Here is a 23,751-nt window from a genome sequence, read left to right as displayed (position 1 = left end):
TCAGTTCGTACGAGGTCACTGGTCATGTGGGCCAGTCCACGCTGAGGTACTGCGTTTCTTGGTATTCGCGCAGCCCGTCGCGCGATCCCTCGCGCCCCAGGCCGCTCTGCTTCACGCCGCCGAATGGCGCCGACGGGTCGGAGACCATGCCGCGGTTGATCCCCACCATGCCGACCTCGAGCCGCTCGGCGATGCGGATGGCGCGGGCCAGGTCGCCGGCGAACACGTAGGCCGCCAGACCGAGCTCGGAGTCGTTGAGGTGGTCGAGGAGGTCGTCCTCGTCGGTCCATTCGAGGATCGGGGCGACGGGTCCGAAGATTTCTTCGCTCACGATCGTGGAGTCGCGTGCGACGCCGACGAGGACGGTCGGTGGGTAGAAGTGGCCGGGCGCCGCGGGCAGCTCCGCCGCATAGGCCACCCGCGCTCCGTTACGGACGGCGAGCTCCACAGCGTCGCTGACGCGTTGCCGCTCGTTCGCGCTCACCAGTGGGCCGATCACGGCACCGTCGAGCGCCGGGCCGACCGTCAGCTTGTCGACCGCGGCGACGAACGCGTCCAGGAACGGTCGGGCGATATCGGCGTGGACGTAGACGCGGTTGGCTGCCGTGCACGCCTGTCCGCCGTTGCGGAACTTGGCCACCAGCGTGCCCTCGACGGCCGCTGCCACGTCCGCGTCTTCGGTCACGATTACGGGTGCGTTGCCGCCCAGCTCCATCGACGCGTTGACGATCCGGTCCGCGGCCTGGTGCAGCAGCGTGCGCCCGACCTCGGTGGAGCCGGTGAACGAGATCTTGCGGACGCGGTCGTCCGCCATCCAGGCCGAGACCACCGCGCCGGAGCTCCGTGTGGTCACCACCTCGAGGACTCCCTCGGGGAGACCGGCCTCGCCGAGAATCTCGGCAATCGCGAGCATGGTGAGCGGAGTGAGAGCTGCCGGTTTGACGACCGCCGTACAACCCGCGGCCAGCGCGGGTCCGATCTTGCGGGTGGCCATCGCCGCGGGGAAGTTCCACGGAGTGACCAGCGCTGCGACCCCGACGGGTCTGCGCGTCACGATCGTGCGGGCCTCCCCCGCCGGTGAGATGCCGTACTCACCGTCGGCGCGCACCGCCTCCTCGGAATACCAGCGGAAGAACTCGGCGGCGTAGACCACCTCGCCGGTCGCGTCCAAGACAGATTTCCCGTTCTCGCGCGAGATCAGCGTGGCCAGCTCATCTCGGTCGCGCAGCATCAGCTCGTACGCGCGGCGCAGGATGTCGGCACGGCGGCGCGGGGCGGCGCGGGACCAGCTCGGGAACGCGGCCGCAGCACGGTCGACCGCGGCTCTGGCGTGGGCCGGACCGAGGTCGCGGACGTGCCCGACGACCTCGAGGGTGGCCGGATCCTCCACTGCGAAGGTCGGCGTGGTGATCTGATCGATCATGGTGGCTGCTCTCGGTAGGAGTGAGACCACTCAGAACAGGCTGAGCAGGTTGAGGGTGGTGCGCGCATCGCGCAGGCGCGCTCGATACTCGGCTCGAGCGACCAGTGCGTCGTCGACCGAGACCGGCTCGAAACGTAGGGTGTCGGGCGCTCGTGCCTGAGCCAGCAGATCGAGGTCGGCGCTGATCACCGTTCCGAGCGTCGCGTAACCACCGCCGGTGACGGCGTCGCGGAGCAGGCAGATCGGCTCGGCGCCGTTGGGGACTTGGACCGACCCGACGGGGTAGCCGAGATCGACGACGTTGCTCGGGTTGTCGCCGGCGCCGAACGGCTGCTCGCGCTCCACGAATGTCAGCCTCGGGCCGTCGAGGCGGCAACCGATACGGTCGGAGCGCGTGGTCATGGTGTAGGTGCTGGTGAAGAACTGCTCCAGCGACTCGGCTGTGAAGCGGTAGCTGCACAGCCCCGGGACGACCCGGACCGTCACCTGGTTTCCGGGCCGGCCGCGGAGGCGGGAGTCGAGGTGTGCCCCCGGCCGCGGTGGTGCCGCGGTCTCGGAACCGACCTGCAGGGTGTCCCCTGCGGCGAGGAGTTTGCCGGCGAGGCCGCCGATACCGGCGGCGGTGTAGGTCGAGCGGCTGCCGAGGAACGGCGGGCAGTCGATGCCACCGCGCACCGCCAGGTAGCATCTGGCGCCGGCTCGGGCCGGGCCGATCGTCAACTGCTGACCGGCATGGATCGGGTGCGCAGCCCAGGTCTGCACGTGACGGCCGTCGACGGTGACGGCCACGTCGGCGCCGGTGATCGCGACGAGGGCGTCCTCTTCGAACTCGAGGGTGGGTCCGGCCATGGTCGATTCGAGGGTGGCGGCCGACTCGGCGTTGCCGACCAGCAGGTTGGCGCACCGGTGCGCGTACTGGTCCAGTGCACCCGAGGGTGGCAGTCCCATGGCGTAGTGGCCGGGGCGGCCGACGTCCTGGATCGTCGTATGCGGGCCGGGGACGAGGATCGAGATCATGACAGGAGCGCCGCGAGCTCGTGCGCGTATTCCACCGGGTCCTCTTCGAAGTCGGCGAGTGAGAACTCGGCGGGCGCGCGGCGAACGACGTGCTGGTCAACGGCAACGAGACGGCGTATCTCGTCGTACTCCGCCCGGTCGACCGGGCGGAACCGCAGCAGGGTCGAGATCGGGGTCAGCACCGGCGAGCGGCGGAACTCACGGGTGGCCTGGCCGAGGTCGACGACCGGGATCGCGCTGCGTCCGAGCAGCTGGTAACCGCCTACCCCGCTCGAGGGGTAGATGACCGTGAAGGCGCCACCGTGGGCGACGGCCCGGGCGGGCGTCTCGGTGCGCGGCGTGAGGTATTTGGGCGCCTGGAGCTGCCGCTCGCGCGGCACCAGCTGGTAGGACTCGGCGTTGCCGGGCTTGAAGCAGGGAAAGGTCACGATGAACGGCGCGCTCGAATGAGCGTCGACCAGTTCGTCGACGGAGGCGAAGCCGTTGATCCGTGCGGTGTACTCGATATCGCTCTCGGTGGCGGACTGGTGCCCGCCGCGGAATCGCCTGCAGACCTCGGCCGACCACGGGTCGTCGTAGAGGACGGGCACATCGAGGATTTCGGTGGAGATCGTCGTCGCGGTGGCCTGCCCGGCCTTGTGCACGTCGGCGATCGCGCCGAGTGCCCGGCGGGGGTCGAGGGTGTCGGGGTCGACGCGGATCAGGTAGCTGCTGTTGGCGGGCGCGATATCGAGAACCCCCGGCAGCTCCAGGTCGGCGATGCGTGCCGTGATCGACTGGACCTGGAGCGCAGCGCCGAGACTCATCGCCTCGTCGAGCTCGACGAAGACGTACTCGTCGCCGCCGAAACTGGCGCGGCTCCCATCGGAGAGCGTTGTGTACATGGTCAGGTCCCGCACGGCGTCACACCCACGGCTCGGCCGGGCGGAGGGCGAAGCCGGCGGCGGTGAGGGCGCGGTTGACCGCCGCGGCGATGGGTACGGCATTGGGCCGGTCGCCGTGGATACATACCGAGCGCACCGGCATCTCGATACTGCGACCCGATACGGTGACCGCTCGGCCGCGTGCCACTGTCACGGCGGTCTCGGCGATTCGATCAGGGTCCTTGGCCATGGGTCGCGGCTCGATGACATTGATGCCGTCGTCGGTGAAGTCGAGGTCGACGGCGTTCTCGGGGATGACCGGGTGGCCCGCCGTCCGTACCGCGGTGAGGGCGGTGGTGGGCGCCATCATCAGGGGCAGTTCGAATCCGGCGCTGCGCAGACCCGCCGCGACCTCGACAGCGAGCTCGGGGTCGCGGCAGATCGCCCCCATCAGCGCCCCGTGCGGCTTGACGTGCCGGAGCCGGACGTCCTCGCTCGCGGCGATCGCGGCCAGTGCGCCGACCTGGTACACAACAGAGTCGACGGTCTCGGAGATCGACATCGCGAGGGCGCGGCGCCCGAATCCGGCCTTGTCGTCGTATCCGGGGTGCGCACCGACCGCGACGCCGGCGTCGCGCGCGTGCCGGACGGCCGCCCGGATGGTGGAGGGGTCGCCGGCGTGGTGGCCGCAGGCGATATTGGTGCTGGAGACGAACGCGAACAGGCCGGCCTCGTCGCCCAGCCGCCAGCGGCCGAAGCTCTCGCCGGCGTCGGCGTTGACGTCTATCGATGTGGGCACCATGGCTCATACCTCCCGTACGGTGCGGTCGACCGATCGGATGGCCGCGGCGAGGGTCTCGGCCAGCCGGTCGACATGGGTCTGGTCGAAGGTGAGCGGCGGGCGGATCTTCAGCACATTGCCCTGGGGTCCGGAGGCCGAGATCAGCACGCCCGCCCGGCGCATCCGGTTGACGACATCGCGGGCGATCCGTGCGTTGTCGCCACTGCTGCCGCCGGCGGACAGTTCGACGCCGTAGAACATCCCGACGCCGCGGACCGCGCCGATGAGGTCGGTCCCGCGGGCCAGGTCGCGCAGGGCGTCCCCGAGCGACACGCCGACCTGCCGGGCACGGGCGACCAGGTCCTCTTCCTCGATGACCGTTACGACGGCCTGTGCCGCCACGGCGGCGGTCGTACTGCCGCCGAAGGTGTTGAAGTAGCGGACCGCCGTCTCGAAGGCACGGCCGATCTCGGCACGGAGCACGACCGCAGCGACCGGGTAGCCGTTGCCCATCGGCTTGCCCATCGTGACGATGTCCGGGACGAATCCATGGCGGGTGAAACCCCACCAAGCGTCGCCGGTACGGCCGAAGCCGGCCTGGACCTCGTCGGCGATCAGCACCGCGCCGTAGGAACGGATTTCGTCCGCGAGCGCCCGCAGGACACCTGGCGGGTGGGTGAAGACTCCGTCGGAGGAGAAGACAGTGTCGAGGAGACAGGCACTCACCCCGTACCCGGCTCGGGTCAGGTCGTCGGCGGCACGGCGGACATCGTCTCGCACCGCGGCGGTCAGTGCGACCTCGTCGGGGAAGGCCGCCGGGTCCGGCGCGGCGATGGTGCGCACATGCGGTCCCAGGGGCGCGCCGGGACCGAGGGAGGGCGAGTACGCCGCCACGCTGCTCGTGACCCCGTGGTAGGCATTGGCGGTGACGATGATGCCGCTGGCACCGGTGTGGTGCTGGGCGATCCTGGTCGCCAGATCGTTCGCTTCCGACCCGGTGCACGTCAGCGTCACCCGATCGAGCGGTGCCGGGAAATGGGCGAGAAGCTGCTCGGCCAGGTCGAGCAGTGGCTTCTGGAGGTAGCGGGTATTGGTGTTCAGCGTCGACAGTTGGCGGGAGACCGCCTCGACCACACGCGGGTGGCAGTGCCCGATCTGCGCCACGTTGTTGTAGGCGTCGAGGTACTCGGTCCCGTCGCGGCCGTAGAGGTACACCCCCCGGGCGCCGGTGACCTCGATCGGATCGGCGTAGAAGAGCTGGTATCCCGGACCCAGGAGCCCGTTACGCCGCTCGATCATCGAGGCGATATCCGCGGGCTGGGACGCGAGGTCGGCGACGTCGAAGCCGTTGACCATGCCGACGGGGCCGACGGCTGCGCGAGGTGGCGGTGATGACACGGACGTGATCCCTTGACTCGTGAGGGGTGGGTGGTCAGGCGGCTGCGAGGAAGTGCTCGGTGCCGGTGTCGAGGGTCTGGATCGCGGCCTCGGCGCGAACCCAGTCGTGGCGCGAGTGCTGCTCGGCATAGGCGGCGCGGGTGGGGTCGACGGTGGCGCGCCACTGCGAGATCAAGGCCCGTTGCACACAGCGGGCGGCGGCGGCCGCGGCGAGGGTGCGGAGCTGGGTCGGTGCGACGTCGTATACGCCGAGGAAACCTCGCATATGCGCGGACGCCAACGTCCACGGGTCTGCGAGACGGTGGTCGAGGAGGTTGGACACCGCGACCGCGAGGTCGTAGAGCACCGGCGCGATATGCACGTCACCGAAGTCGATGACGCCGGTGACGAAGCCTGGAGCGGCCGGGTTCGCCAGTACGTTGTGCACGCTGTAGTCGCCGTGCACGACCTGTCGCGCTCCGCCCTCGGCCACGGGACGGACGACTCTCGTGAAAAGGCCGACAACCTGGGTGGCCAGCCGGGCCTGTGCCCGCGGGGGCGTGATGCTGCCGGCGAGTTCGGGCAGCCCGGACAGATCCCAGAGGAGCCGGCGGGCGGCGGCGGGGTGCCGGAAGCCGGCGAGCGCCGCAGTGACCTCGCCGTGGACGGTGCCCACTCGCTGCGCCCGCTCAGGGCTCAGCCGCTGCTCAGCGAGGCCGGTGCCCGGCAGGCAGGAGATGACGTAGACCAGACGGTCGGGCCCGCCGCCCGGTCGTTCCCACCGGGTGATCGTCTCGCCCGCTGGGGTCGGCACGGCGACCGGCACCGGGACCGTCGTGACTCGGGTGAGGTAATCGGTCACTGCGAGCTGGAGCTCGACGATCGCACGCGGCTCGCCGGGAGCGCAGACCTTGACGATCAGGTCTGCGGCCGACGTGCCGGACGCACGGTAGGTCTCGTCGCGCTCGGAGCCGAGGCGGGTGAGCGCGACATCGATGGCGTAGTGCTCACGCAGGTACTCTGCGAGCTCGTGCTCGAGCACTCCTGGTGGCTCGGTCAACTGGCGATCCATCCGCCGTCGATCAGCAGGGACGACCCGTGGATGTAGGACGCGGCCGATGAGGCGAGGAAGACGACCGCGGGTGCGATATCGCCGACCGCCCCGATGCGCCCGGCGGGGGTGGCCGCGAGCATCTGCCTCTCGTAGTCCGGGTCGGCGAGCAGGTGCTCGTTGATACTGGTCCGGATGTTGCCGGGTGCGACGGCATTGACGCGGATGCCGCGCGGAGCGAGTTCGGCAGTGAGCGCCTTGACCAGGAGCTCGACCGCGCCCTTGGTGGCGCAGTAGGCCGTCGAATTGGGGAATCCGGCGTAGCCGCAGATGGAGGAGACGAAGATGATCGACGAGCCTTCGCCGAGGTGGCCGGTGGCAGCGCGGGCGAGCCGGAACGGCGCCCGCACGTTGGCATCCCACTGATCGTCGAGGTTCTGGTCGGTTGTCTCGAGGAACGGTGCCGGGGTGAAAACACCGGCGGCGTTGACGAGGATGTCGACCCGGCCGAACCGATCCAGTGCACGTCGTACGACGGCGTCCGGTGCGGCCTCGTCGGTGAGGTCCACGCTCAGGGTCTCGGCCCGGTCGCCATTCGCCCCCAGGCGCGCAGCGCTGGCGGCCAGCCGCTCCTCGTTCCGGCCCACCAGGAGGACCTCGGCGCCGGCTCGGTGCATCTCGCGGGCGATCTCGGCGCCGATTCCGGAGCTGGCGCCGGTGACGACGGCAACCTTGCCGGACAGGGTCTCGGGATTGACAGGACTCATGGACAGTACTTCCTCTCGGATATGTGGTCGGTCGTGAGGCGAGGTGGGGGCGGGCGACACAGCGACGCAGGTCAGTCCGGGACGAGCACGACCTTGCCGAAGGCGTGTCCCGACTCGGCCCGGGTATGGGCCTGCGCTGCCGCACTCATCGGAAAGACTCGGTCGAGCTCGGGCCGCAGTACGCCCCGCCGCACCATGTCCGACACTGCCTGCATGCCGGCACGATCGGCGTCCGCGAGCATGCCGACCACCCGGATTCCGTGCCGGCGGGCCTCATCCACCAAAACCTCGCGTCCGGTGGGCATGAGAGTGACAAGCGTGCCGCCCGGCCGGAGCACCGTGAGCGAGCGGTTCGTGACCTCGCCACCGACCGTGTCGAGTACGACGTCCACGTCCGAGAGCTCGGCCTCGAAAGCGGTCGTGCGGTAGTCGAGAAGCTCGTGGGCACCGATCTCGCGGAGGTAGTCGTGCTTGGCGGCGCTCGCGGTGCCGATCACCACTGCGCCCCGGTCGCGGGCGATTTGCACGGCGAGGTGACCGACACCGCCCGCGGCGCCGTGGATGAGCACCCGCTGCCCGGCCCGGATCTGCGCGCGCTCCACCAGTGCCTGCCACGCGGTGAGCGAGGCGAGCGGGAGAGCTCCGGCCTGCACGTGATCGAGTCCGGCAGGCTTGTGCACGAGTGCCCGAGCGGGGGCGAGCACGAGTTCGGCGTGTGCGCCGTGCCCGCGGGGGTAGGGCAGCATCCCGAAGACCTCGTCGCCGGGGCGGAAATCGGCGACTCCGAAGCCGATCTCCGCCACGACCCCGGACACGTCCCACCCGAGCACGAAAGGCGGGGGACCGAGAAAGACCCGCCGCGATCTGTGCTTGAGGTCCGTCGGGTTGAGACCGGCGGCACCCACCCGTACCAGGACCTGGTTGGGTGTGGCCCGCGGACGCGCGACCTCGGCCTGATACAGGACCTCGGGACCACCGAGGACATCCTGGCGGACCGCCACCATCGTCTCTTTCGGCCCTGTCACGACGAGGCTCCCTCGTCGCTCCGTACCCGCCCGCGAAGGACGTGCTTCACGATCTTTCCCGAGGGGTTGCGCGGAATCTCCCCGAGAACCAGGCGGTGCGGGGCCTTGTAGTCGGCAATGAGTGTCGATACATGCGCCCGTACGTCCTCGAGCGTGATCGCGTAGCCCTCGCGGGGCGTCACGACGGCCACCACGCTCTCGCCGTAAACCGGATGGGGGGCCCCGACTACCGCACAGTCCGCCACGCCGGGGTGGGCGGCCAGCGCGTTCTCGACCTCGACCGAGTACACGTTCATACCGCCGGTGATGATCATGTCCTTCATACGGTCGACGAGTGTGATGCAGCCGTCGTCGTCGACGCGCGCCACGTCGCCGGTGTGCAACCAGCCGTCGCGCAGGGCCTGCGCCGTGGCCTCCGGGTTGTTCCAGTAGCCCTTCATCACGGATTCGCCCCGCAGGATCACCTCGCCGGTGCTGCCGGCGGCGACGTCGCGTCCCTCGCTGTCCACGACCCTGGCCTCGGTGTTGAGGATGGCCCACCCGTTGGCACCCGGGCGCTGTGCGATGTGGTCGGGCCCGAGTCCGACGCCGCCCGGGCCGGCCTCGGTCGGCCCGCAGAGGTTGAAAAGCCGCACACCCGGTGCCGCCTGCCGGAGTAGTTCGATCGTGGTCGGCGGCATGGGAGCCGCACCGAACAATCCGATACGCCAGCTCGACAGGTCCCGTCCGGCGAAGTCCGGGCTGTCCAGGAGCATCCGGTACATCGTGGGGACGCCGAAGAAGGTCGTGATCCGCTCGGACTCCATGAGGTCCAGGACGACGGCCGGGTCGAACGTATCGAGGAGAACATGGGTGGCTCCCACCGCTGTGCCCCCGTGCAGGAAGAGGTTGAGGCCCGCGGAATGGTAGAGCGGAGCGACCTGCAGGATCCGTTCACCATCCGCCAGCCCGGCGGTCAGGCTCACGTTGAGCCCCGCCCAGATCACCCGGTGGTGGTCGAGCAGGACACCTTTGGGCCGGCCCGTGGTACCCGAGGTGTAGAGGATTTCGGCGTCGTCGGACTCGGCGAGCGATATCGCCGGCTCGTGGTCCGGAGCGTCGACCATGAGGCTTTCGAGGTCGTCGGGGCGGCCCGGCAGCGGGCCGAGCGGGAGGTGGGTCCGCGGTGGTGTGGACGCCGCGGCTCGTGCCGTGTCCGCGACGGTCGCGAGACTCGGGTGGAAGACGAAGCCGGTTGCGCCGCTGTCGTCGAGCAGCCAGGTGACCTCCGGCGCCGCCATCCGGGGATTGACCGGGACGACGAGAAGGCCGAGCTTTGCCGCGGCATACAGGACGACGACGAAGTTGTCGGAGTTCGTGCTCATCACCGCGAGCCGCTCGCCCTTGACCATGCCGCGGCGTCGGAGCACCGCGGCGGCACGGTTGACCGCACTGTCGAGCGCCGCCCAGGTGATCCGCCTGCCGTTGTAGACGAGCGCGTCGCGGGTCGGAGCTCGGTGGGCTTGTCGGGCCACCAACTGGCCGAGCGTAGGCATGGATATCTCCTGACAAAGATGAGGGCGGGGGCGGAACTCGTTCGGACCGGCTCGTCGTGCCTGCTCAGAGCCAGGCCGGGTCGAGGTCGACGGTTGTGCGGTCGAGCGAGGCGAGCAGATCGAGCCGAGATACGACCCCCGGGAGCTCATACGATCGGAAGTAGCGCGCCGCCGCGCGTTTACCGCGGGCGAACGCGTCGTCTCGGTCACCGAGCGCTACGAGCTGCTCCAGCCAGATCCAGGCGAGGACGATATGTCCGGCGGCCTCCAAGTAGATCGAGGCATTGGCGAGCCGGGTGACCGGCTCGGGGTGTGCATGGAGCAGCTTCGTCACCTCCACGAGGCGCGCTCGGGCGAGGTCCAGATCGGCCGCGTGGGCCGCAGTCTCGGGCCCCAGCCGCGAGGCGGCCGCGACGGCTCGCCGTATCTCTTCGTCCAGCACTTGCAAACCTGCCCCGTCGTGTATCGACGTCTTGCGGCCCAGCAGATCGATCGCCTGAATACCGTGTGTGCCCTCGTGGATCGGGTTGAGCCGGCTGTCCCGGTAGTGCTGCTCGACGTCATAGTCGCGCGTGTAGCCGTATCCGCCGTGCACCTGTATGGCCAGTGAGGTTCCGCGCAGGCACCACTGCGCGGGCCAGCTCTTCGCGATGGGTGTGAGGATGTCGAGCAGCAGCGCCGCGCGATCGCGCTCGGCACGTTCGGGTGCAGTCTCACGTTCGTCCAGCAGCCGGGCGCAGTACAGCGTCAGCCCGAGCGCTCCCTCGGCGTAGGACTTCTGGGCCAGCAGCATCCGGCGGATGTCCGCATGATCCACGAGCGGCACCTGCGGCAGATGCGCGGCTTTCGCATCCGGCCTGCGTCCTTGCGGACGTGTCCGCGCGTAGGCCAGCGACTCGAGGTAGGCGGTGTAGCCGAGGGCCGCGGCGCACACACCTACCTCGAGACGGACCGCGTTCATCATGTGGAACATCTGGGCGAGCCCCTCCCCCGGCGCCCCGACCAAGTAGCCGACGGCACCGGCGGACCCGCCGGGCCGATGGGTTCCATCGCCGAAGCGCAACACGGTATTGACCGTGCCCCGGAATCCCATCTTGTGGTTGAGCCCGATCAGCGACACGTCGTTGCGCTCGCCGATGCTGCCGTCGTCCCCGACCAGGAACTTGGGGACGATGAACAGCGACAGACCCCGGACGCCGGATTCGCCGGTGCCGGTGCGGGCCAGCACGAGGTGCACGATATTCTCGCCCAGTTCGTGGTCTCCCCCGGAGATCCACATCTTGGTGCCGGTGATGCGGTAGGTCCCGTCATCGGCCGGGTGCGCTCGTGTCATGGTGTCGGCGAGCGAGGAACCTGCCTGAGGTTCGGACAGGCACATCGTGCCGTGGAAGCGGCCCTCGAACATAGGCGTCACGAACCGGGCGATCTGCTCCGGAGAACCGTGTGCGCAGATGAGATGAGCGTTGGCCACGGTGAGCATGGCATATCCGTATGTGCTCACGTTGGCCGCCGCGAACCATGCGGCGCATGCCAGGTGAACGACGCGCGGCAGCTGAAGCCCGCCCACGCGGTGATCCGCGGTCACGCCGAGGAAACCGGTCTCCGCCAGCGCGTCGAGAGCCGGACGGATCTCCGGGTGCAGGCGGACCCGGCCCTGGACGAGCCGCGGCTCGTCCGCGTCACTGCGCCGGTTGTGCGGAGCGAAGCGGCTCTGGGCCAGGTCGGCACAGAGGTCCAGGATCTCGTCGAAGGTCGACCTGGAGTGCTCCGCGAAACGCGGCCGTTCGGTGAGATCCCCGACCCGGAGCCAGTCGTGGAGCAGGAAGTCGAGGTCGGCACGGGAAAGGAGGTCGGTGGAGACTGACATGGCTCATTTCTCCGGGGTCGTCGTCATCGCCGGGCGTAGTGGGTGACGCCGGAGAAACTCTGCGAACGAGGTGGCGTTCCGGCCCGCGAGCTGGGCAACCTCCCTGGTCACGCGGTCCTCCGCGCCGCTCGCGGTCAGCACGTCCGCGCCGACGAGCGCGTCGGCGAACGTCTGCGGGACCCCGGCGTCGACGAGTTGGGCGGTGCGCTCGGCGGGTGTGACCGGCCGGTAGCGGACGGGGAGATCCCATTCGGCGGCGAGGGTGGCCGCCAGATCGTGGTAGGACAGGGCCTGCGGCCCGGTGAGCACGTGTTCACGACTGTCGTGGTCGGCGCGCGTCAGCAGTTCGGCCGCGACCGCGGCCACATCCGCCGCATCGATCCACCCCATCCGGCCGTCGCCGGCGGCCGCGACGATCTCGTGGCGTTCGCGGACCGCGACGGCGGTGGGGTGGCTACCGAGGAAATTCTGCATGAACCCCGAGGCCAGCAGGACCGACCACTCCGGCATCTGCCCGACGGTGAGCCGTACTGCGTGCAGGCCGGGTGTCCGCAGCGGGAAGGCAGACGAGTTGAGCAGCACCGCCCGCCTGACGCCGGCGTCCCGGGCCCTGCGCAGGAAGCCCCCGACGACGTCCGCCGGGTCGGCGTCGAGCGGCGGCGGCAGCAGGTAGATGCTGCTGACGTCGCGCAGCGCCTCGCCGTACGTCGTCGCATCGGCCCAGTCGAACCGGACGTGCCGCACCCCAGGAGCGGGCCGCTCCTGCGGGTAGTGCCGGCTCGCGACGACCACGTCCACACCGCGCCGGCGCAGGAGGTCGGTGACGACCCGCCCGGTCTGCCCCGTACCGCCCGTGACGAGCACGGTTCCGATCGAGCTCATGATGCGACCTCTCCGGCGGCAGGCCCGGTCGTCGCCGAGGTCTGCGTGGGATTCCAGTAGTCGCGGAAGCGGACGATCCGGCCGTCTCGCTGCTCGAGGATCCAGACGTACCGAACATCGTAGGGCGCACCGGTCCCCACGACGGTGCCGTGCAGCGCGACCTCGGCCACGATCGTGTTCGGGTCGGTCAGATGGTGAACGACGAGACTCGGGAACGATTCGATCCTGACCGCAGCTCCGATCGCCATCACGTAGTCCCGCACGGACGACGGATCGTCCAGCCGAGCGGGTCGACCGGGTGGCGCGAAGGGGAACTCGATGACGGCGTCCTCGGCGAAGAGGTCGACGTAGCCGTCGAGATCCATGGCGGCAAGAAGCTCGATCGACTGCAGCAGAACCGCGTGCGCGGGGCTGCTGACCGGGGTCTGCTGGGGTGTCACTGCTGTCCTCCTCGCTCGAGTGCGGAGATCGGGTGCGCCGGCTGCTCGGCTCGCGCGCGGTCCGCCGGGTCGGCGGCGAAGGTTTCGGCAAGCCAGTCGAGCATGCGGCCCGAAGCCAGCCGCTGGGCACCGACGTGGCAATGGGCGTCGGCTCCTTCGTCGCTGGTGAAGGGCATCAGCGTGGCGGGGGCCGACAGGTGCGCCATCAGCTGTCGAGGCTGCGATAGCGAGGTCTCGTCGCCCGCGAAGAACAGGTCGTCGGCCGCCTCGCAGACCAGGACCGGGCAGCTGATCCGTTCGGCCACGCCGTCGAGCAGGTTGTACTGCGCGTAGGTCCGCACGAACTCGGCCGGGTCGGCAGCACCCATGACCCAGAGCCCGTGATCGAGGGCCCAGCGCAGCGTGGGCTGTTTCGCGGCCGCCGCCTCGACCTCGTCGCCGAACGCAGGATCATGCCAGCGCGCCTCCAGCTGGGCGCGGGTCAGACCGAGAAGTGCCTCGACCGCGCCCAGGGCGTCGTATACGCCGTCATTGCAGACGACCGCCGCGATACGTGGCTCGAACGCGGCAGCGCGGGGGGCGAGCACACCGCCCAAGCTCACGCCGAAGAGCGCGATGCGATCAGCGTCGACGATATCGCCGTGCTCAGCGAGGAGGAAGTCGAGAACGGGCCCCACGACATTCTCCCAATCCGGACGGAACGTCAGACCGTGGTCGTGCACGGCGCCCGGCTGCCCCGGCCCGTCGAAGGTGAGCACGTGGAAGCCGCGCTCCACGGCGGCCTCGGCGCCGAAGAAGTGCATCTCCTCCGCGCTGCCGTCGAATCCGTTGTGCATGACGATGGTCGGACGCTTCTCGCCGTAGCCGGTCGCCGCCCGGTAGAGATAGCCGCGTAGCGTCCGGCCTTCATAGGGGATCCGGACCGGGGTGATACTCGGCGCCTTCGCGTCCTCGAAGGGTCGGGGGATGGCAATCGCCGCCTCGAAACAGTGCACGCCGAGGCGGTAGGAGTACGCCACACGCCGATCGCGCGGGTCGGCGTGCAGGAAGAAGTCGGCGTTGCGGTAGTAGTTCGCGGCCCGGAGGAAACCTTCGCGCGCGCTCACCGACCGGCCTCGAGCAGCGTCCGCACGGGCAGCCTCCGCGACGCGATCGGCCCTCTGCAGCCATGCGTCGTACCAGCTGTCGTGGTCGCCCGCGGTGATACTCGCCGATGTGGCGAGCACTTCACCGATTTCCGAGCCACCGTAGGCCGAGTGGCCGAGCACGCGCGCGGTCTCGAACCAGTACTGGGGATGGTCCGCGAATAACAACGGGGCGGAAGAAGTCACGTCGGTACGGTACCGTACCGTCGCGACGGTCGCAACCCCCGCTCCACTGGCGCGCCCCGGGTGGAACCAGCCGTAGACGGCGACCAGAAACGGCACCAGGGGCATCCACGCCACCACCCAGTGCTCACTGCCGGTGACGGTCGCGTAGTTGCCCGCGATCGCCCCCAGCACGACGACAAACCCCGCACCCGCGAGAACAGGCGCAACGATGGTCCGCCAAGGCCCCTCGGTCACCTGGCCACGCAGTCGCGCCACGATCACACTGACGCAGCAGCCGAGCATGAGCGTCACCAACGAAAGAGACGTGATCCCGGAGACCGCCGGAAAGAGGTTGGTGAGCGGATCCGCTCCCGCTGCCGTGAACACGATCAGAATGCCGGCCGTGAGCACGATCAGAACCGCCGTGCCGATCACCGGAGTGCCGTGCCGGGGGTGCACCCGCGCGAGGACATCGGGCAGGCGCCCGGCGCGTCCCATCGCGAACAGGTAGCGGCTGCCCATGTTGTGCAGCGCGATGGCCGCCCCGAGAAAGCCGAAGGCCACCATCACACTCAGGACCGGGCCGGCCCATCCACCGAGGTAGGACTCCGCACTTGCCGGAACCAGCGCTCCGGCGTCCGCGGCTGCCACTCCGACAACATCATCGTGGGCGGCCTGCAACGTCCAGGTCCCGATCGCGAAGACGACCAGCAGCAGTCCCAGCGCACCGAACGTCGCCCGGCGAATACTCTGCCGCGGGGCCTGCGCCTCCTCGCCGTACACGGCGGTGGCCTCGTAGCCACCGAAACAGACCAAGCAGAACACCAGCGTCAGCGAGGCAGCGCCCGAGAAGGGATCGGTCGGGAGCAGCCCAGCGGGCGACCACGCAGATGCCGGTCGCTGGACCAGCACGGCCACGAACAGCACGACGATGATGACGAACTGCGCCGTGCAGAGCAGAGCCGTCACCCACTGGGCGATATCGAGCCCGCGCACGCCGAGGACCGCGACGACACCCAGCGCCACCGCCGACAGGACGAACCAGGGGGGCGAGGAGCCGAGGTACGAGGCCAGCGCCAGCTCGGCGAAGTACCCCGTGGCCGCGACCATCGCCGTCGACGCGAGGCCGTACGCGAGCGCCGCGACGAAGGCGGCAGCGGAGCCGAGCCGCCTACCGAGACCGAACGTCACGAATGCCGCGAACGCGCTCGGTTCGACGACGTACCGGGCCAGCACCAGGTAACCGACGGCGAAGAGTGCCAGCAGCGCGCCCACGACGACCAGATAGCCCACTGTCTCGGTGCCCGCGCCGAGACCGATACTGATGGAGACATTGGAGCTCAGCGCGGTGAGCGGCGCCGTGGCCGCCACCACCAGGAAGATCATCCCCGCTGTGGTGACCGTTCCACGCCGGAGGCGTGGCGTATCGGCGTCGATGGGACTCTGATCGGAAAGGGCATCACTGGCCATGACGGACTCCGGTGTCGTGGACGGGACGTGCGGGACCGGCCGGCCCCGGCTGACCGTCGGCCGCGGGGGCGGATGCGCCCGAAAAGTCGGCCGAGTACCAACGCTGCGGCCGGATAACGAACAACACCTGGTCGTCGGGGTCGTACCGGTCGACCGCCGCATCCGCGCCTTCCACACTGAGATAGCGCCGAGCGATATCCCGCCGAACCGCTATCGGTGCCGGATGGATGTCGTCGACAACCCGGCCCTCGACGACGACGTACCGGTACGGCGGGGCCGCGCGCTGCACCGTGAGCGTGGCGGCGCCCGCGGCGCGGATGAGTCGGGCCTTCCGACTCGAGACCGAGGTGTTGATCACGATGTCACCGCCCGGGTCGTAGGCGTACCAGAGCGGGACGCTCACCGGAGGCCGGCCCGGGCCGGCGCCGACGGACAGTACGGCGATATGCGCCTCGGCCAGAAACCGCTCCCGGTCGATACCGGAGAGCGCACGGGGCGGGTGGAGCCCGTCCGACCGGGCCAGACGGGCCGCGAGCGAACCATCGCCCACGGCTCGGGGGGATGCTGGGGAGCTGAACGTCATGAGCTTCTCCAATGGAACGGACGAGACGGTTGCGTCCCGTCCATGCACCCTAGAGCGGCCGGTACCGTTCCGTCCATAGGTTAGGGTGATCAATATGACCCAGCGCGCACCGTCCGGAGCGGCCGTTCTCAAGCCAGACGTCACCGCGGCGATCGTCAAGGCCGTCGTCGCCGAGCTCGTCGAGCGCAGCTACGCCCGGCTGTCGATGGAAGGCGTCGCCAAAAGAGCGGGCACCAGCAAAAGCGCCCTGTACCGCCGCTGGCCCACCAAACAGGACATGGTGCTCGCAGTGCTCGCCGACATCAGCGTCCCCATGGCAGACGTCACCGAGACCGGCGACCTCCGCCGAGACATGCGCGCCGCCGCGGAGTCGATGGCAGCGTGGCTCGCCTCGGAGCCCTACGCCAAGATCATCCCGGATCTGATTGCCGAAGCACACCGGACACCCGCGCTCGCCGAGGCAATCTCCGTTTCGTTGGCGAAGCCGCGGCGCGCCCATCTGCGCTCACTCCTGACGCGAGCAATCGACCGGGGCGATCTCCCAGCGGACACCGATATGGAAATGGCCCAGGACCTCGTGGCCGCACTCATCTACTGGCGCATGGTCGTACGGCAGGCACCGGCCGAGCCACGCTACCTCGACCATGTGACCGACACCGCCCTGCGCGCCCTGGGCGCCACCGGCACGAAAATGCGAGAAGCCTGACCGACACCCGCGAAGAGTCCCGATCACCGAGGCAGCGAGTACCGGGGACCTCGTCCCGACCACCGCGTCGCGCATGTGAACGACGAGTTCCTGCCCGAGCCGCGATGGAACCAGCGTTGCGAGCCGCGGCAGAACTCGGGCTCCCCCTACTCGCATCCCACTCCGTGTCAACTGCGGAGCGGGTTTCCGAGTCTGCCCACATTGGAGCGTTCAATGGCACGGCACCGATAACCGGGGCACCATCGAGATGATTCCACCGCGTATCTGTGCGTTATCAGACCGGTGGTTCAACGCTCCTGCGCAGAATCTTGCCCGTAGGGCCTTTCGGTAAGCTGGGCACGAACCAGATTCGGCGGGGATACTTGTAGTCCGCCAGCCGTTCCCGCACGAAGTCGATTATTCCGGCGGGCTCGGCGTGGGCTCCTGGCTTGAGTGCCACGGCAGCGCCGATTTGTTCGCCGAGATATCCGTCTTCGATCCCGACTACTGCCGCCTCGGCCACGGCGGGGTGCTCGTACAGCACCTCCTCCACTTCGCGGGGATACACGTTGTATCCACCCCTGATGATGATGTCCTTCTTCCGGTCCACAATGCTGTAATAGCCTTCGCGGTCCCGGGTTGCGATGTCCCCGGTACTGAACCAGCCGTCCACTATGGCCTCCTCGGTTGCCGCTGGGCGGCCCCAGTACCCCTTCATGACGTTCTCACCTTTGATCTGAATCTCCCCTGGCTCATCGGAGCCGTGCAGTTCGTTGCCGTTGTCATCGACCAGGCGAAGCAGGCAGCCGCGAACCGGAATTCCGATCGTTCCAGCTTTACGCGGCGTTCCCTGCTGATTGAAACAAGCGATGGGAGCGGTTTCCGAGAGCCCATATCCTTCGTATATCTCGCACGCGAATTTTTCCTCGAATGCCTTCAATACTTCGACGGGCATCGGTGCGCCTCCTACGATGCAGCAGCGAAGATGCGATAGTTCCACGGAATCGGCATCGGCGGAATTCAGCAGGGCGGAGTACATGGTGGGAACGCCCTCGAGAACCGTGACGTTGTCCCGCACGAGAACACGAAGGGCTGTTTCGGCGTCGAATCTGGGAATCAGGGTGAGCAGAGCACCCGACTTCACGGCGGCGTTCAAACCGCACGTGAGACCGAATACGTGAAAGAGTGGCAAGCACCCCAGAATAATGTCATCGGGGGTTGTCTGGATGAGCGTATCGACGGTGGTGGAAGCGTTTGTCGACATGTTGTCATGCGTGAGTTCAGCGCCTTTGGGGTTGCCCGTGGTGCCGGAGGTGTAGAGCAGCACCGCGGTGTCATCCCGACCGCGCCACACAGGTTCCTCGACCGGGAAACCGAGCAGATCCGCTTCGGCCGGCCCCAACTCCGTAACGAGAAATGCCGGAATGCCCGCCGCGCGTGCTGCTTCCGGCACCACGTCCCCCGCTGTCAGCGAGCCGTAGACGAGTGACATCCCGGAATCTTCCACGTAATACGTAACCTCCCGTGCCTTCAGCAGGGGATTCATCGGGACCGCGACGGCACCCGCCATCAGGATCCCGTAGAAGAGGATCGGAAACGCCGGCACGTTCGGCAGCACGATACCGACGCGGTCGCCGGGGCGGATTCCCCTGGCTTGCAGATCGCCCGCCACGGCCGCTGCCGCGCGCCCGAGTTGGGAATAGTTCAGCGTGGTGGTTTCGAGTCTGATCGCCGGCCGATCACCCAGGTCACGAGCAGTGTCGATGAGATTGTTCGCGAGATTCGACGACATGGAAAACCTCGAAGACATGGTGGAAGACATAAGGGAGTACTCCTATTTGATCCGAGCGGCGTCACGAGGCAACTCGACCTCGTCGACAGCGGCTCGAGCCAGCGACAGTGTGAACCACGGCCGCATGGAAGCGTGGGCCGCACGTCGTCACTGCGTACGAATGCGCGGCCCACTTGTCGTGCCCGGTCGGCGCTATCGAAGGGCTACCCGAAAGACCTGGAACTCGATCACCGGCCCCGGTGTGACGCGCCCCTGCCCCACGAAAATTGTCTGGTTGACCCAGTTGTACCTGGGGTCGCCGGACTCGAGCCGCGGAGTGGTGACGAAATAGTGATCGCCGAACTCTGTGCCCGAATCCCCTCCTGCCAAAGCGGCTGCCGCCGCGTCCGTGACCTCGACCAGCCCCTGGTAGCTCATGTAGATGACGGCACCGTCGTCGGTATCGAACTGCGCGCGCACATCCAACCGCCCGAAGCCGTCCTCACCGGCGAGGAGCCAGTCGCCGCCGCCGATGGCCGCCTGACCGCTGAGCCGGTCGCCCGTCACCGTACCGCCGGTGACCGGGAGCACTTGCCGTAAACCGTACGGCCCGGGGCCGACAATTTGCGGCGCACCCAACTCCGCGGTGTACGAGAACTCTGGAATGAGCTTCACTGGGAAACCTCCAGGCCCGCGGCAGCCATTACTGTGGCCATGCCTTCACCGATGAGTTCGACTCCGAAAGCTCCGACGACGACGTTCGGATCGAAGTACTCGCGAATCAAAGTTACCTTGCCGTCCCTGACACGCATGTGCGTGCAATAGGTATTCGCATAGATATTCCCGTTCTGCGCGACAGTCGCCCGACCATGAAGTTCGAGAACAAAAAGCTCGGGGTCTGTCGTGTCGTGGACCACCAGCGAATCGATCACCAGATCCGGCACGGATCCGAAGAACCAGTCGACGAAGTGGCCGATGAGCGCGCGGCCGGGGACTGCCTTCGCGAGCGGCTCTGGGGCAAACGGCATTTCCCAGACAGCCTCATCCGCGAACCAGTCCTTCCACTCCTCCAGCTTCGCTCCGGTCGGCGGCCCGCCATCGAGATCGCTCCAAAAATGGTCCACTACCTTGCGATTTTCCGCTTGGGTACTCACAGTCGCCTCCTCGTTGCGGCCTGGCGACGACTGATGTTCCAGTCGTCGTAACGTGAGAGAATGCCCGAACTGTCGGCGATAGTCAACAGTGTGTCGAGAGTCAAGATCGAGTGCGAGCCCCGTGCACCGGGGTCGGATCGACATGGTGTTGACCATAATCAACTCACAGTCTATTCTCAGGGTCTGGTTTGACCCGTGAGCCGCCCGAAATCATCTACGGACATGGGTTTCCGGCGGTGTCGTCAGTCCGCGCATCAACCCTTTACTTGCCCTTTCAGGAGACGTCATGAGCACACTTACCAATAGGCTCTATCGATTGCGGAGTCGACCGGAGGGGGAAGTAACGGCCGCGAATCTAGAATGGTCCGAAGAGCCGGTTCCCGAGATTTCCGAAGGACAGGCACTTATCCGCACGCATTATTTGTCCGTGGACCCGACGAATCGGGTATGGATGAGCGCGATGCGTTCCTACATACCCCCGGTCGAACTGAACGCGGTCATGCGGGGGGCAGGTGTAGGCCAGGTGGTGGCCAGCAAGCGCGAGGATCTTCCTGTCGGCGCACATGTCGTGGGGTTGACGGGTTGGCAGGATTACTGCGTGGCCGATGCGGCGAGTGCGGATATGCCGTTCACGGTCCTGCCCGATCCGTTGCCGGCGCCGCTCCCCACGTTCGTCGGCGTGCTCGGCCACACCGGAATATCGGCGTACCTGGGCGTTGAGTTCGGGGATCCTCGGCCGGGCGAGACGTTCTTCGTCTCGGGCGCGGCCGGAGCAGTGGGGGCGGTTGCGGGCCAACTCGCGAAGAGACGGGGAGCCCGAGTGGTCGGGATCGCCGGCGGTGCCGAGAAATGTCGGTACCTCGTCGAGGAGCTCGGCTTCGACGCCTGCGTCGATCGGCATGCCGACGACTGGAAGGCGCAACTCGACCGGGCAACACCTGAAGGAATCGACGTGGATTTCGAGAACGTCGGCGGCGAGATCATGGATCATGTACTCGATCGACTCAATATCGGTGCGCGCATCACGCTGTGCGGTCTTATTTCTGAATACAACGATTACAACACCGCCGGCACCCAGCGCGGGCTACGTAATCTCAGCCAGCTGTTGATGCAGCGGGCCACTCTGCGGGGCTTCATCGTTTTCGATCACGTGGATCGGTACGGCGAGATCATCGAGCAGCTGTCCCAGGACCTCAGCGCAGGCGCACTGCAGGCCGACGAAACTGTGGTCGATGGCCTGGAGAATGCGCGACACACTCTCAATCGTAGTATCGCAGGTGAGAACAGAGGGAAAGTCGTCGTTAAAGTCGTCTGATCCTCGCGACCACGCGCTGCGGCCGAGTTCATGCATTACGGGCCGCAGCGCGTCTTCCCGAGCGATCGGCCGGCCGTCCTCCCCAATGCGCCGGGCCAGTAGCGATCGATTCTCGGAGTCAGGACTGCGTCGGCGTGGACCACGAAGGGCTCCTGTCGGTTCGAGTGGTTGTCTCAGCAACTCCCACTCCACGACGGAGACCTTCGCCGATCAACGATCATCTACAGCGTCGTCACAAACCCTCGTCCAACCTGCCTGGGCAGTACAGCTGGAACGAGGCATACAGGTGACACGACACCGTGGCGATAGGCGGTACGCCCAGACATCACGCATGCCGCGGACCAGGGGATTCGACTGGGTTTCTATTCGCCATTGACAAATGGCACATTTCTGAATGATTCTTACGGGTATGAACAGGTCGACGAAGACCTCACCGCCGGTATCACCGGCCCCGCCACCGTGGGCTGGGGCCGGCCGCGTGGGAGACCGGCCGCGCCGGCTCAGCCATAGCATGGGATCCGTGCTCGTAGAGCACCCCGCGACGGTGCACCGGGTCGCTGATTCCGCCGGCTCGGCGTCGCGGCAATCCCCACCACGAAAGGTGCGCTGACATGCTGGGACTCGATAACCTCTGGCCGTTCGGCAGCCCACCGCGCTCCCGCGGCGCCCGCGCCGTCGTCACCGGCGCGGGAAGCGGGATCGGCCGGGCCTTCGCTCGCGAACTGGCCGCCCGCGGCGGCCGGGTCGTCTGCGCCGATATCGACGAAGAGCGCGCCGCAGAAACAGTGGCCTCGATCGAGCGACAGCACCCGGGTGTCGCCTATGCGTTCCGCTGCGATGTGGCGCGGCGCGACGACGTCGAGGTCCTCGCCCGCTACGCGGAGTCCGTCTTCGACGGTCCCCCCAGCCTGGTGATCAACAATGCCGGGGTCGGGTCGGGCGGAGCGCAGGTCGGCGATATCGGTCTCGCGGAATGGGAGCGCACCCTCGGTATCAATCTGTGGGGCGTCATCTACGGCTGTGAGATCTTCGCGCCGCGACTGCGCGCTGCCGGTCACGGCGGCATCATCAATGTGGCCTCGGCTGCCGCGTTCGGTACCGCACCGCGAATGGGCGCCTACAACACCGGCAAGGCCGGGGTGCTCGCACTGTCGGAAACAATGGCCGCGGAGTTCGCCGGTACCGATATCGCGGTGACGGTTCTGTGCCCCACCTTCGTCCGCACGAATATCGCACAGGATGCACCGGTCGCCGCGGGGGCACGCGAAATCGCCGACACCCTGATGCGGTGGACCGGGTTCTCCCCCGAACGCGTCGCCCGCACCACCCTCGACGCCCATGACAGCGGCCGGTTACACGTCGTCCCGCAACCCGACGCGCAAGTCCTCTGGTTGCTGAAACGGCTGTTCCCCGGCCAGTACACGGCCGTGGCCGGTCTGCTCGCGCGACTGCTGCCCGACGAGGAAGCGGCAGCGTCCCCCACCCCGGAAAGAACAGGAGTCTGAGATGGCGACCATGGACTTCGACGATATGCTCGGCAAGATCAAGGATCGGCAGTGGGCGCTGGCCGATATCGACTGGGACGCCCCGGGTGCCGAAACCCTCACGCCCGAACAGCACGAGCGGCTGAAACCGTTCATGGCAGATCTGATGTGGATCGAGAACGTGGGCGCGCGCGGTTTCGCCGCAATGGCGAAAAAAGCACCCACCGAGACCCTGCGGGAGATCTACCGCTGGTTCCACGCCGAAGAACAACGGCACGCCAATGCCGAACTCGCCTTGATGCGGCGCTGGGGAATGCTGGACGGCGACGAAATTCCGCAGCCGAATATCAACGTGAAATTGGTGATCGACTTCCTGGACAAATACTCCGACGATATGTCGCTGTCGTTCCTGGGCACCGTCATCCCGATGCTCGAGGTCGCCTTGGACGGCGCCCTGGTCAAATTCATCATGGACGAGATCGACGACCCGGTCTGCCAGGAGACATTCCGTCGTATCAATGCCGACGAATCCCGCCATCTCGCCGTCGATTTCGCGGTGATGGATGTGCTGGGCCACGCGGAGCTACGCAAACTGCTCATCGAACTGGTCGGCGGCTGGGTGAAACCGACCTTCCTCATCGGCGTGCTCAGCTATGTGCCGCTGCTGAACAAGATGCGCGACAATATCGTCGCGATGGGCGTGGACGAGCAGAAGCTCTACACGGCCATGGAGCGCTACCGCAAGGTGGGCGAGCGTAGCGAATTCGTGCGCCGGCTGCCGATGTATCAGATCGTCAAGCTGCAGGCGAACTGGGTCGTCGATCGCGGTCACCCCTACCATCTGCTCGCCGACGCGCTGGTGAAGATCACCGGGGCGATCCCGCGGCAGCTGCTGCGCAAGGACCCGACCTGGTCGAAGGAACTGACCTACACCCCCGCCGCATGACGAGG

General features: G+C 67.7%; 21 protein-coding genes. 4 read left to right on the top strand and 17 right to left on the bottom strand.

All coding sequences use genetic code 11. The annotated features are described in order from the left end of the window. Positions 1-22 precede the first annotated feature (22 nt). The 14 genes from ACIA75_RS16550 to ACIA75_RS16485 all read right to left on the bottom strand — a co-directional run bounded on the left by ACIA75_RS16550 (position 23) and on the right by ACIA75_RS16485 (position 16,391). Complete coding sequence (locus tag ACIA75_RS16550) at positions 23-1,423, bottom strand: NAD-dependent succinate-semialdehyde dehydrogenase (protein ID WP_397104582.1); 1,401 nt, start codon at positions 1,421-1,423, stop codon at positions 23-25. Positions 1,424-1,453: 30 nt separating this feature from the next. Continuing rightward, the gene (locus tag ACIA75_RS16545) at positions 1,454-2,440 is read right to left on the bottom strand and encodes a biotin-dependent carboxyltransferase family protein (protein WP_397104580.1); all 987 of its coding nucleotides are present in this window, start codon (positions 2,438-2,440) and stop codon (positions 1,454-1,456) included. Beyond that, positions 2,437-3,324: an allophanate hydrolase subunit 1 gene (locus ACIA75_RS16540; RefSeq protein WP_397104578.1), complete on the bottom strand. Its 888-nt coding sequence runs from the start codon at positions 3,322-3,324 to the stop codon at positions 2,437-2,439. Before ACIA75_RS16540 ends, ACIA75_RS16545 begins: the two co-directional genes overlap by 4 nt. A 19-nt stretch (positions 3,325-3,343) precedes the next feature. Beyond that, on the bottom strand, positions 3,344-4,105 hold the full coding sequence (locus ACIA75_RS16535) for a LamB/YcsF family protein (RefSeq protein WP_397104576.1): 762 nt from the start codon (positions 4,103-4,105) through the stop codon (positions 3,344-3,346). Between the two features lie 3 nt (positions 4,106-4,108). Continuing rightward, a complete protein-coding gene (locus ACIA75_RS16530) occupies positions 4,109-5,482 on the bottom strand; it encodes an aspartate aminotransferase family protein (RefSeq protein ID WP_397104574.1) in 1,374 nt (457 codons plus the stop codon). Between the two features lie 34 nt (positions 5,483-5,516). Further along, on the bottom strand, positions 5,517-6,521 hold the full coding sequence (locus ACIA75_RS16525) for a phosphotransferase (protein ID WP_397104572.1): 1,005 nt from the start codon (positions 6,519-6,521) through the stop codon (positions 5,517-5,519). Then, positions 6,518-7,279 (bottom strand): SDR family NAD(P)-dependent oxidoreductase, encoded by a 762-nt coding sequence (locus ACIA75_RS16520; protein ID WP_397104570.1) that lies wholly within the window; start codon positions 7,277-7,279, stop codon positions 6,518-6,520. Before ACIA75_RS16520 ends, ACIA75_RS16525 begins: the two co-directional genes overlap by 4 nt. Positions 7,280-7,350: 71 nt before the next feature. Beyond that, a complete protein-coding gene (locus ACIA75_RS16515; protein WP_397104568.1) occupies positions 7,351-8,304 on the bottom strand; it encodes an NADP-dependent oxidoreductase in 954 nt (317 codons plus the stop codon). Then, the gene (locus ACIA75_RS16510) at positions 8,301-9,839 is read right to left on the bottom strand and encodes a class I adenylate-forming enzyme family protein (RefSeq protein ID WP_397104566.1); all 1,539 of its coding nucleotides are present in this window, start codon (positions 9,837-9,839) and stop codon (positions 8,301-8,303) included. The genes ACIA75_RS16515 and ACIA75_RS16510 overlap by 4 nt, the downstream gene beginning before the upstream one ends. A gap of 64 nt (positions 9,840-9,903) precedes the next feature. Continuing rightward, on the bottom strand, positions 9,904-11,706 hold the full coding sequence (locus ACIA75_RS16505) for an acyl-CoA dehydrogenase (protein ID WP_397104564.1): 1,803 nt from the start codon (positions 11,704-11,706) through the stop codon (positions 9,904-9,906). A gap of 3 nt (positions 11,707-11,709) precedes the next feature. After that, the gene (locus tag ACIA75_RS16500) at positions 11,710-12,588 is read right to left on the bottom strand and encodes an NAD-dependent epimerase/dehydratase family protein (protein ID WP_397104562.1); all 879 of its coding nucleotides are present in this window, start codon (positions 12,586-12,588) and stop codon (positions 11,710-11,712) included. After that, complete coding sequence (locus ACIA75_RS16495; protein ID WP_397104560.1) at positions 12,585-13,028, bottom strand: nuclear transport factor 2 family protein; 444 nt, start codon at positions 13,026-13,028, stop codon at positions 12,585-12,587. The genes ACIA75_RS16500 and ACIA75_RS16495 overlap by 4 nt, the downstream gene beginning before the upstream one ends. Beyond that, complete coding sequence (locus ACIA75_RS16490; protein WP_397104558.1) at positions 13,025-15,808, bottom strand: amino acid permease; 2,784 nt, start codon at positions 15,806-15,808, stop codon at positions 13,025-13,027. Before ACIA75_RS16490 ends, ACIA75_RS16495 begins: the two co-directional genes overlap by 4 nt. After that, positions 15,798-16,391, bottom strand: coding sequence for a pyridoxamine 5'-phosphate oxidase family protein (locus tag ACIA75_RS16485; protein ID WP_397104556.1), 594 nt, complete (start codon positions 16,389-16,391; stop codon positions 15,798-15,800). Before ACIA75_RS16485 ends, ACIA75_RS16490 begins: the two co-directional genes overlap by 11 nt. A 94-nt stretch (positions 16,392-16,485) precedes the next feature. Between ACIA75_RS16485 and ACIA75_RS16480 the strand changes: the two genes are divergently transcribed. Beyond that, positions 16,486-17,097 (top strand): TetR/AcrR family transcriptional regulator, encoded by a 612-nt coding sequence (locus ACIA75_RS16480; RefSeq protein ID WP_397104554.1) that lies wholly within the window; start codon positions 16,486-16,488, stop codon positions 17,095-17,097. 274 nt (positions 17,098-17,371) lie between these two features. On the opposite strand, the gene ACIA75_RS16475 is transcribed toward ACIA75_RS16480, so the two are convergent. The 3 genes from ACIA75_RS16475 to ACIA75_RS16465 all read right to left on the bottom strand — a co-directional run bounded on the left by ACIA75_RS16475 (position 17,372) and on the right by ACIA75_RS16465 (position 20,001). Next, entirely contained in the window at positions 17,372-18,868 is a 1,497-nt protein-coding gene (locus ACIA75_RS16475) for a long-chain fatty acid--CoA ligase (protein WP_397104552.1), read from the bottom strand. Between the two features lie 192 nt (positions 18,869-19,060). Then, a complete protein-coding gene (locus ACIA75_RS16470) occupies positions 19,061-19,522 on the bottom strand; it encodes a DUF3237 domain-containing protein (RefSeq protein ID WP_397104550.1) in 462 nt (153 codons plus the stop codon). After that, positions 19,519-20,001 (bottom strand): nuclear transport factor 2 family protein, encoded by a 483-nt coding sequence (locus ACIA75_RS16465; RefSeq protein WP_397104548.1) that lies wholly within the window; start codon positions 19,999-20,001, stop codon positions 19,519-19,521. The genes ACIA75_RS16470 and ACIA75_RS16465 overlap by 4 nt, the downstream gene beginning before the upstream one ends. 286 nt (positions 20,002-20,287) lie before the next feature. Between ACIA75_RS16465 and ACIA75_RS16460 the strand changes: the two genes are divergently transcribed. The 3 genes from ACIA75_RS16460 (at position 20,288) to ACIA75_RS16450 (ending at position 23,746) form a co-directional block, all read left to right on the top strand. After that, the gene (locus ACIA75_RS16460) at positions 20,288-21,316 is read left to right on the top strand and encodes an NADP-dependent oxidoreductase (protein ID WP_397104546.1); all 1,029 of its coding nucleotides are present in this window, start codon (positions 20,288-20,290) and stop codon (positions 21,314-21,316) included. Between the two features lie 611 nt (positions 21,317-21,927). Then, positions 21,928-22,821, top strand: coding sequence for an SDR family NAD(P)-dependent oxidoreductase (locus ACIA75_RS16455; RefSeq protein ID WP_397104544.1), 894 nt, complete (start codon positions 21,928-21,930; stop codon positions 22,819-22,821). 1 nt (position 22,822) lies between these two features. Further along, on the top strand, positions 22,823-23,746 hold the full coding sequence (locus ACIA75_RS16450; protein WP_397104542.1) for a ferritin-like domain-containing protein: 924 nt from the start codon (positions 22,823-22,825) through the stop codon (positions 23,744-23,746). Positions 23,747-23,751: the final 5 nt, after the last annotated feature.

Origin of the sequence: Nocardia sp. NPDC051750, from assembly GCF_044453135.1 — a bacterium.
GTDB lineage: Bacteria > Actinomycetota > Actinomycetes > Mycobacteriales > Mycobacteriaceae > Nocardia.
This window is presented reverse-complemented; position numbering and strand designations above follow the sequence as displayed.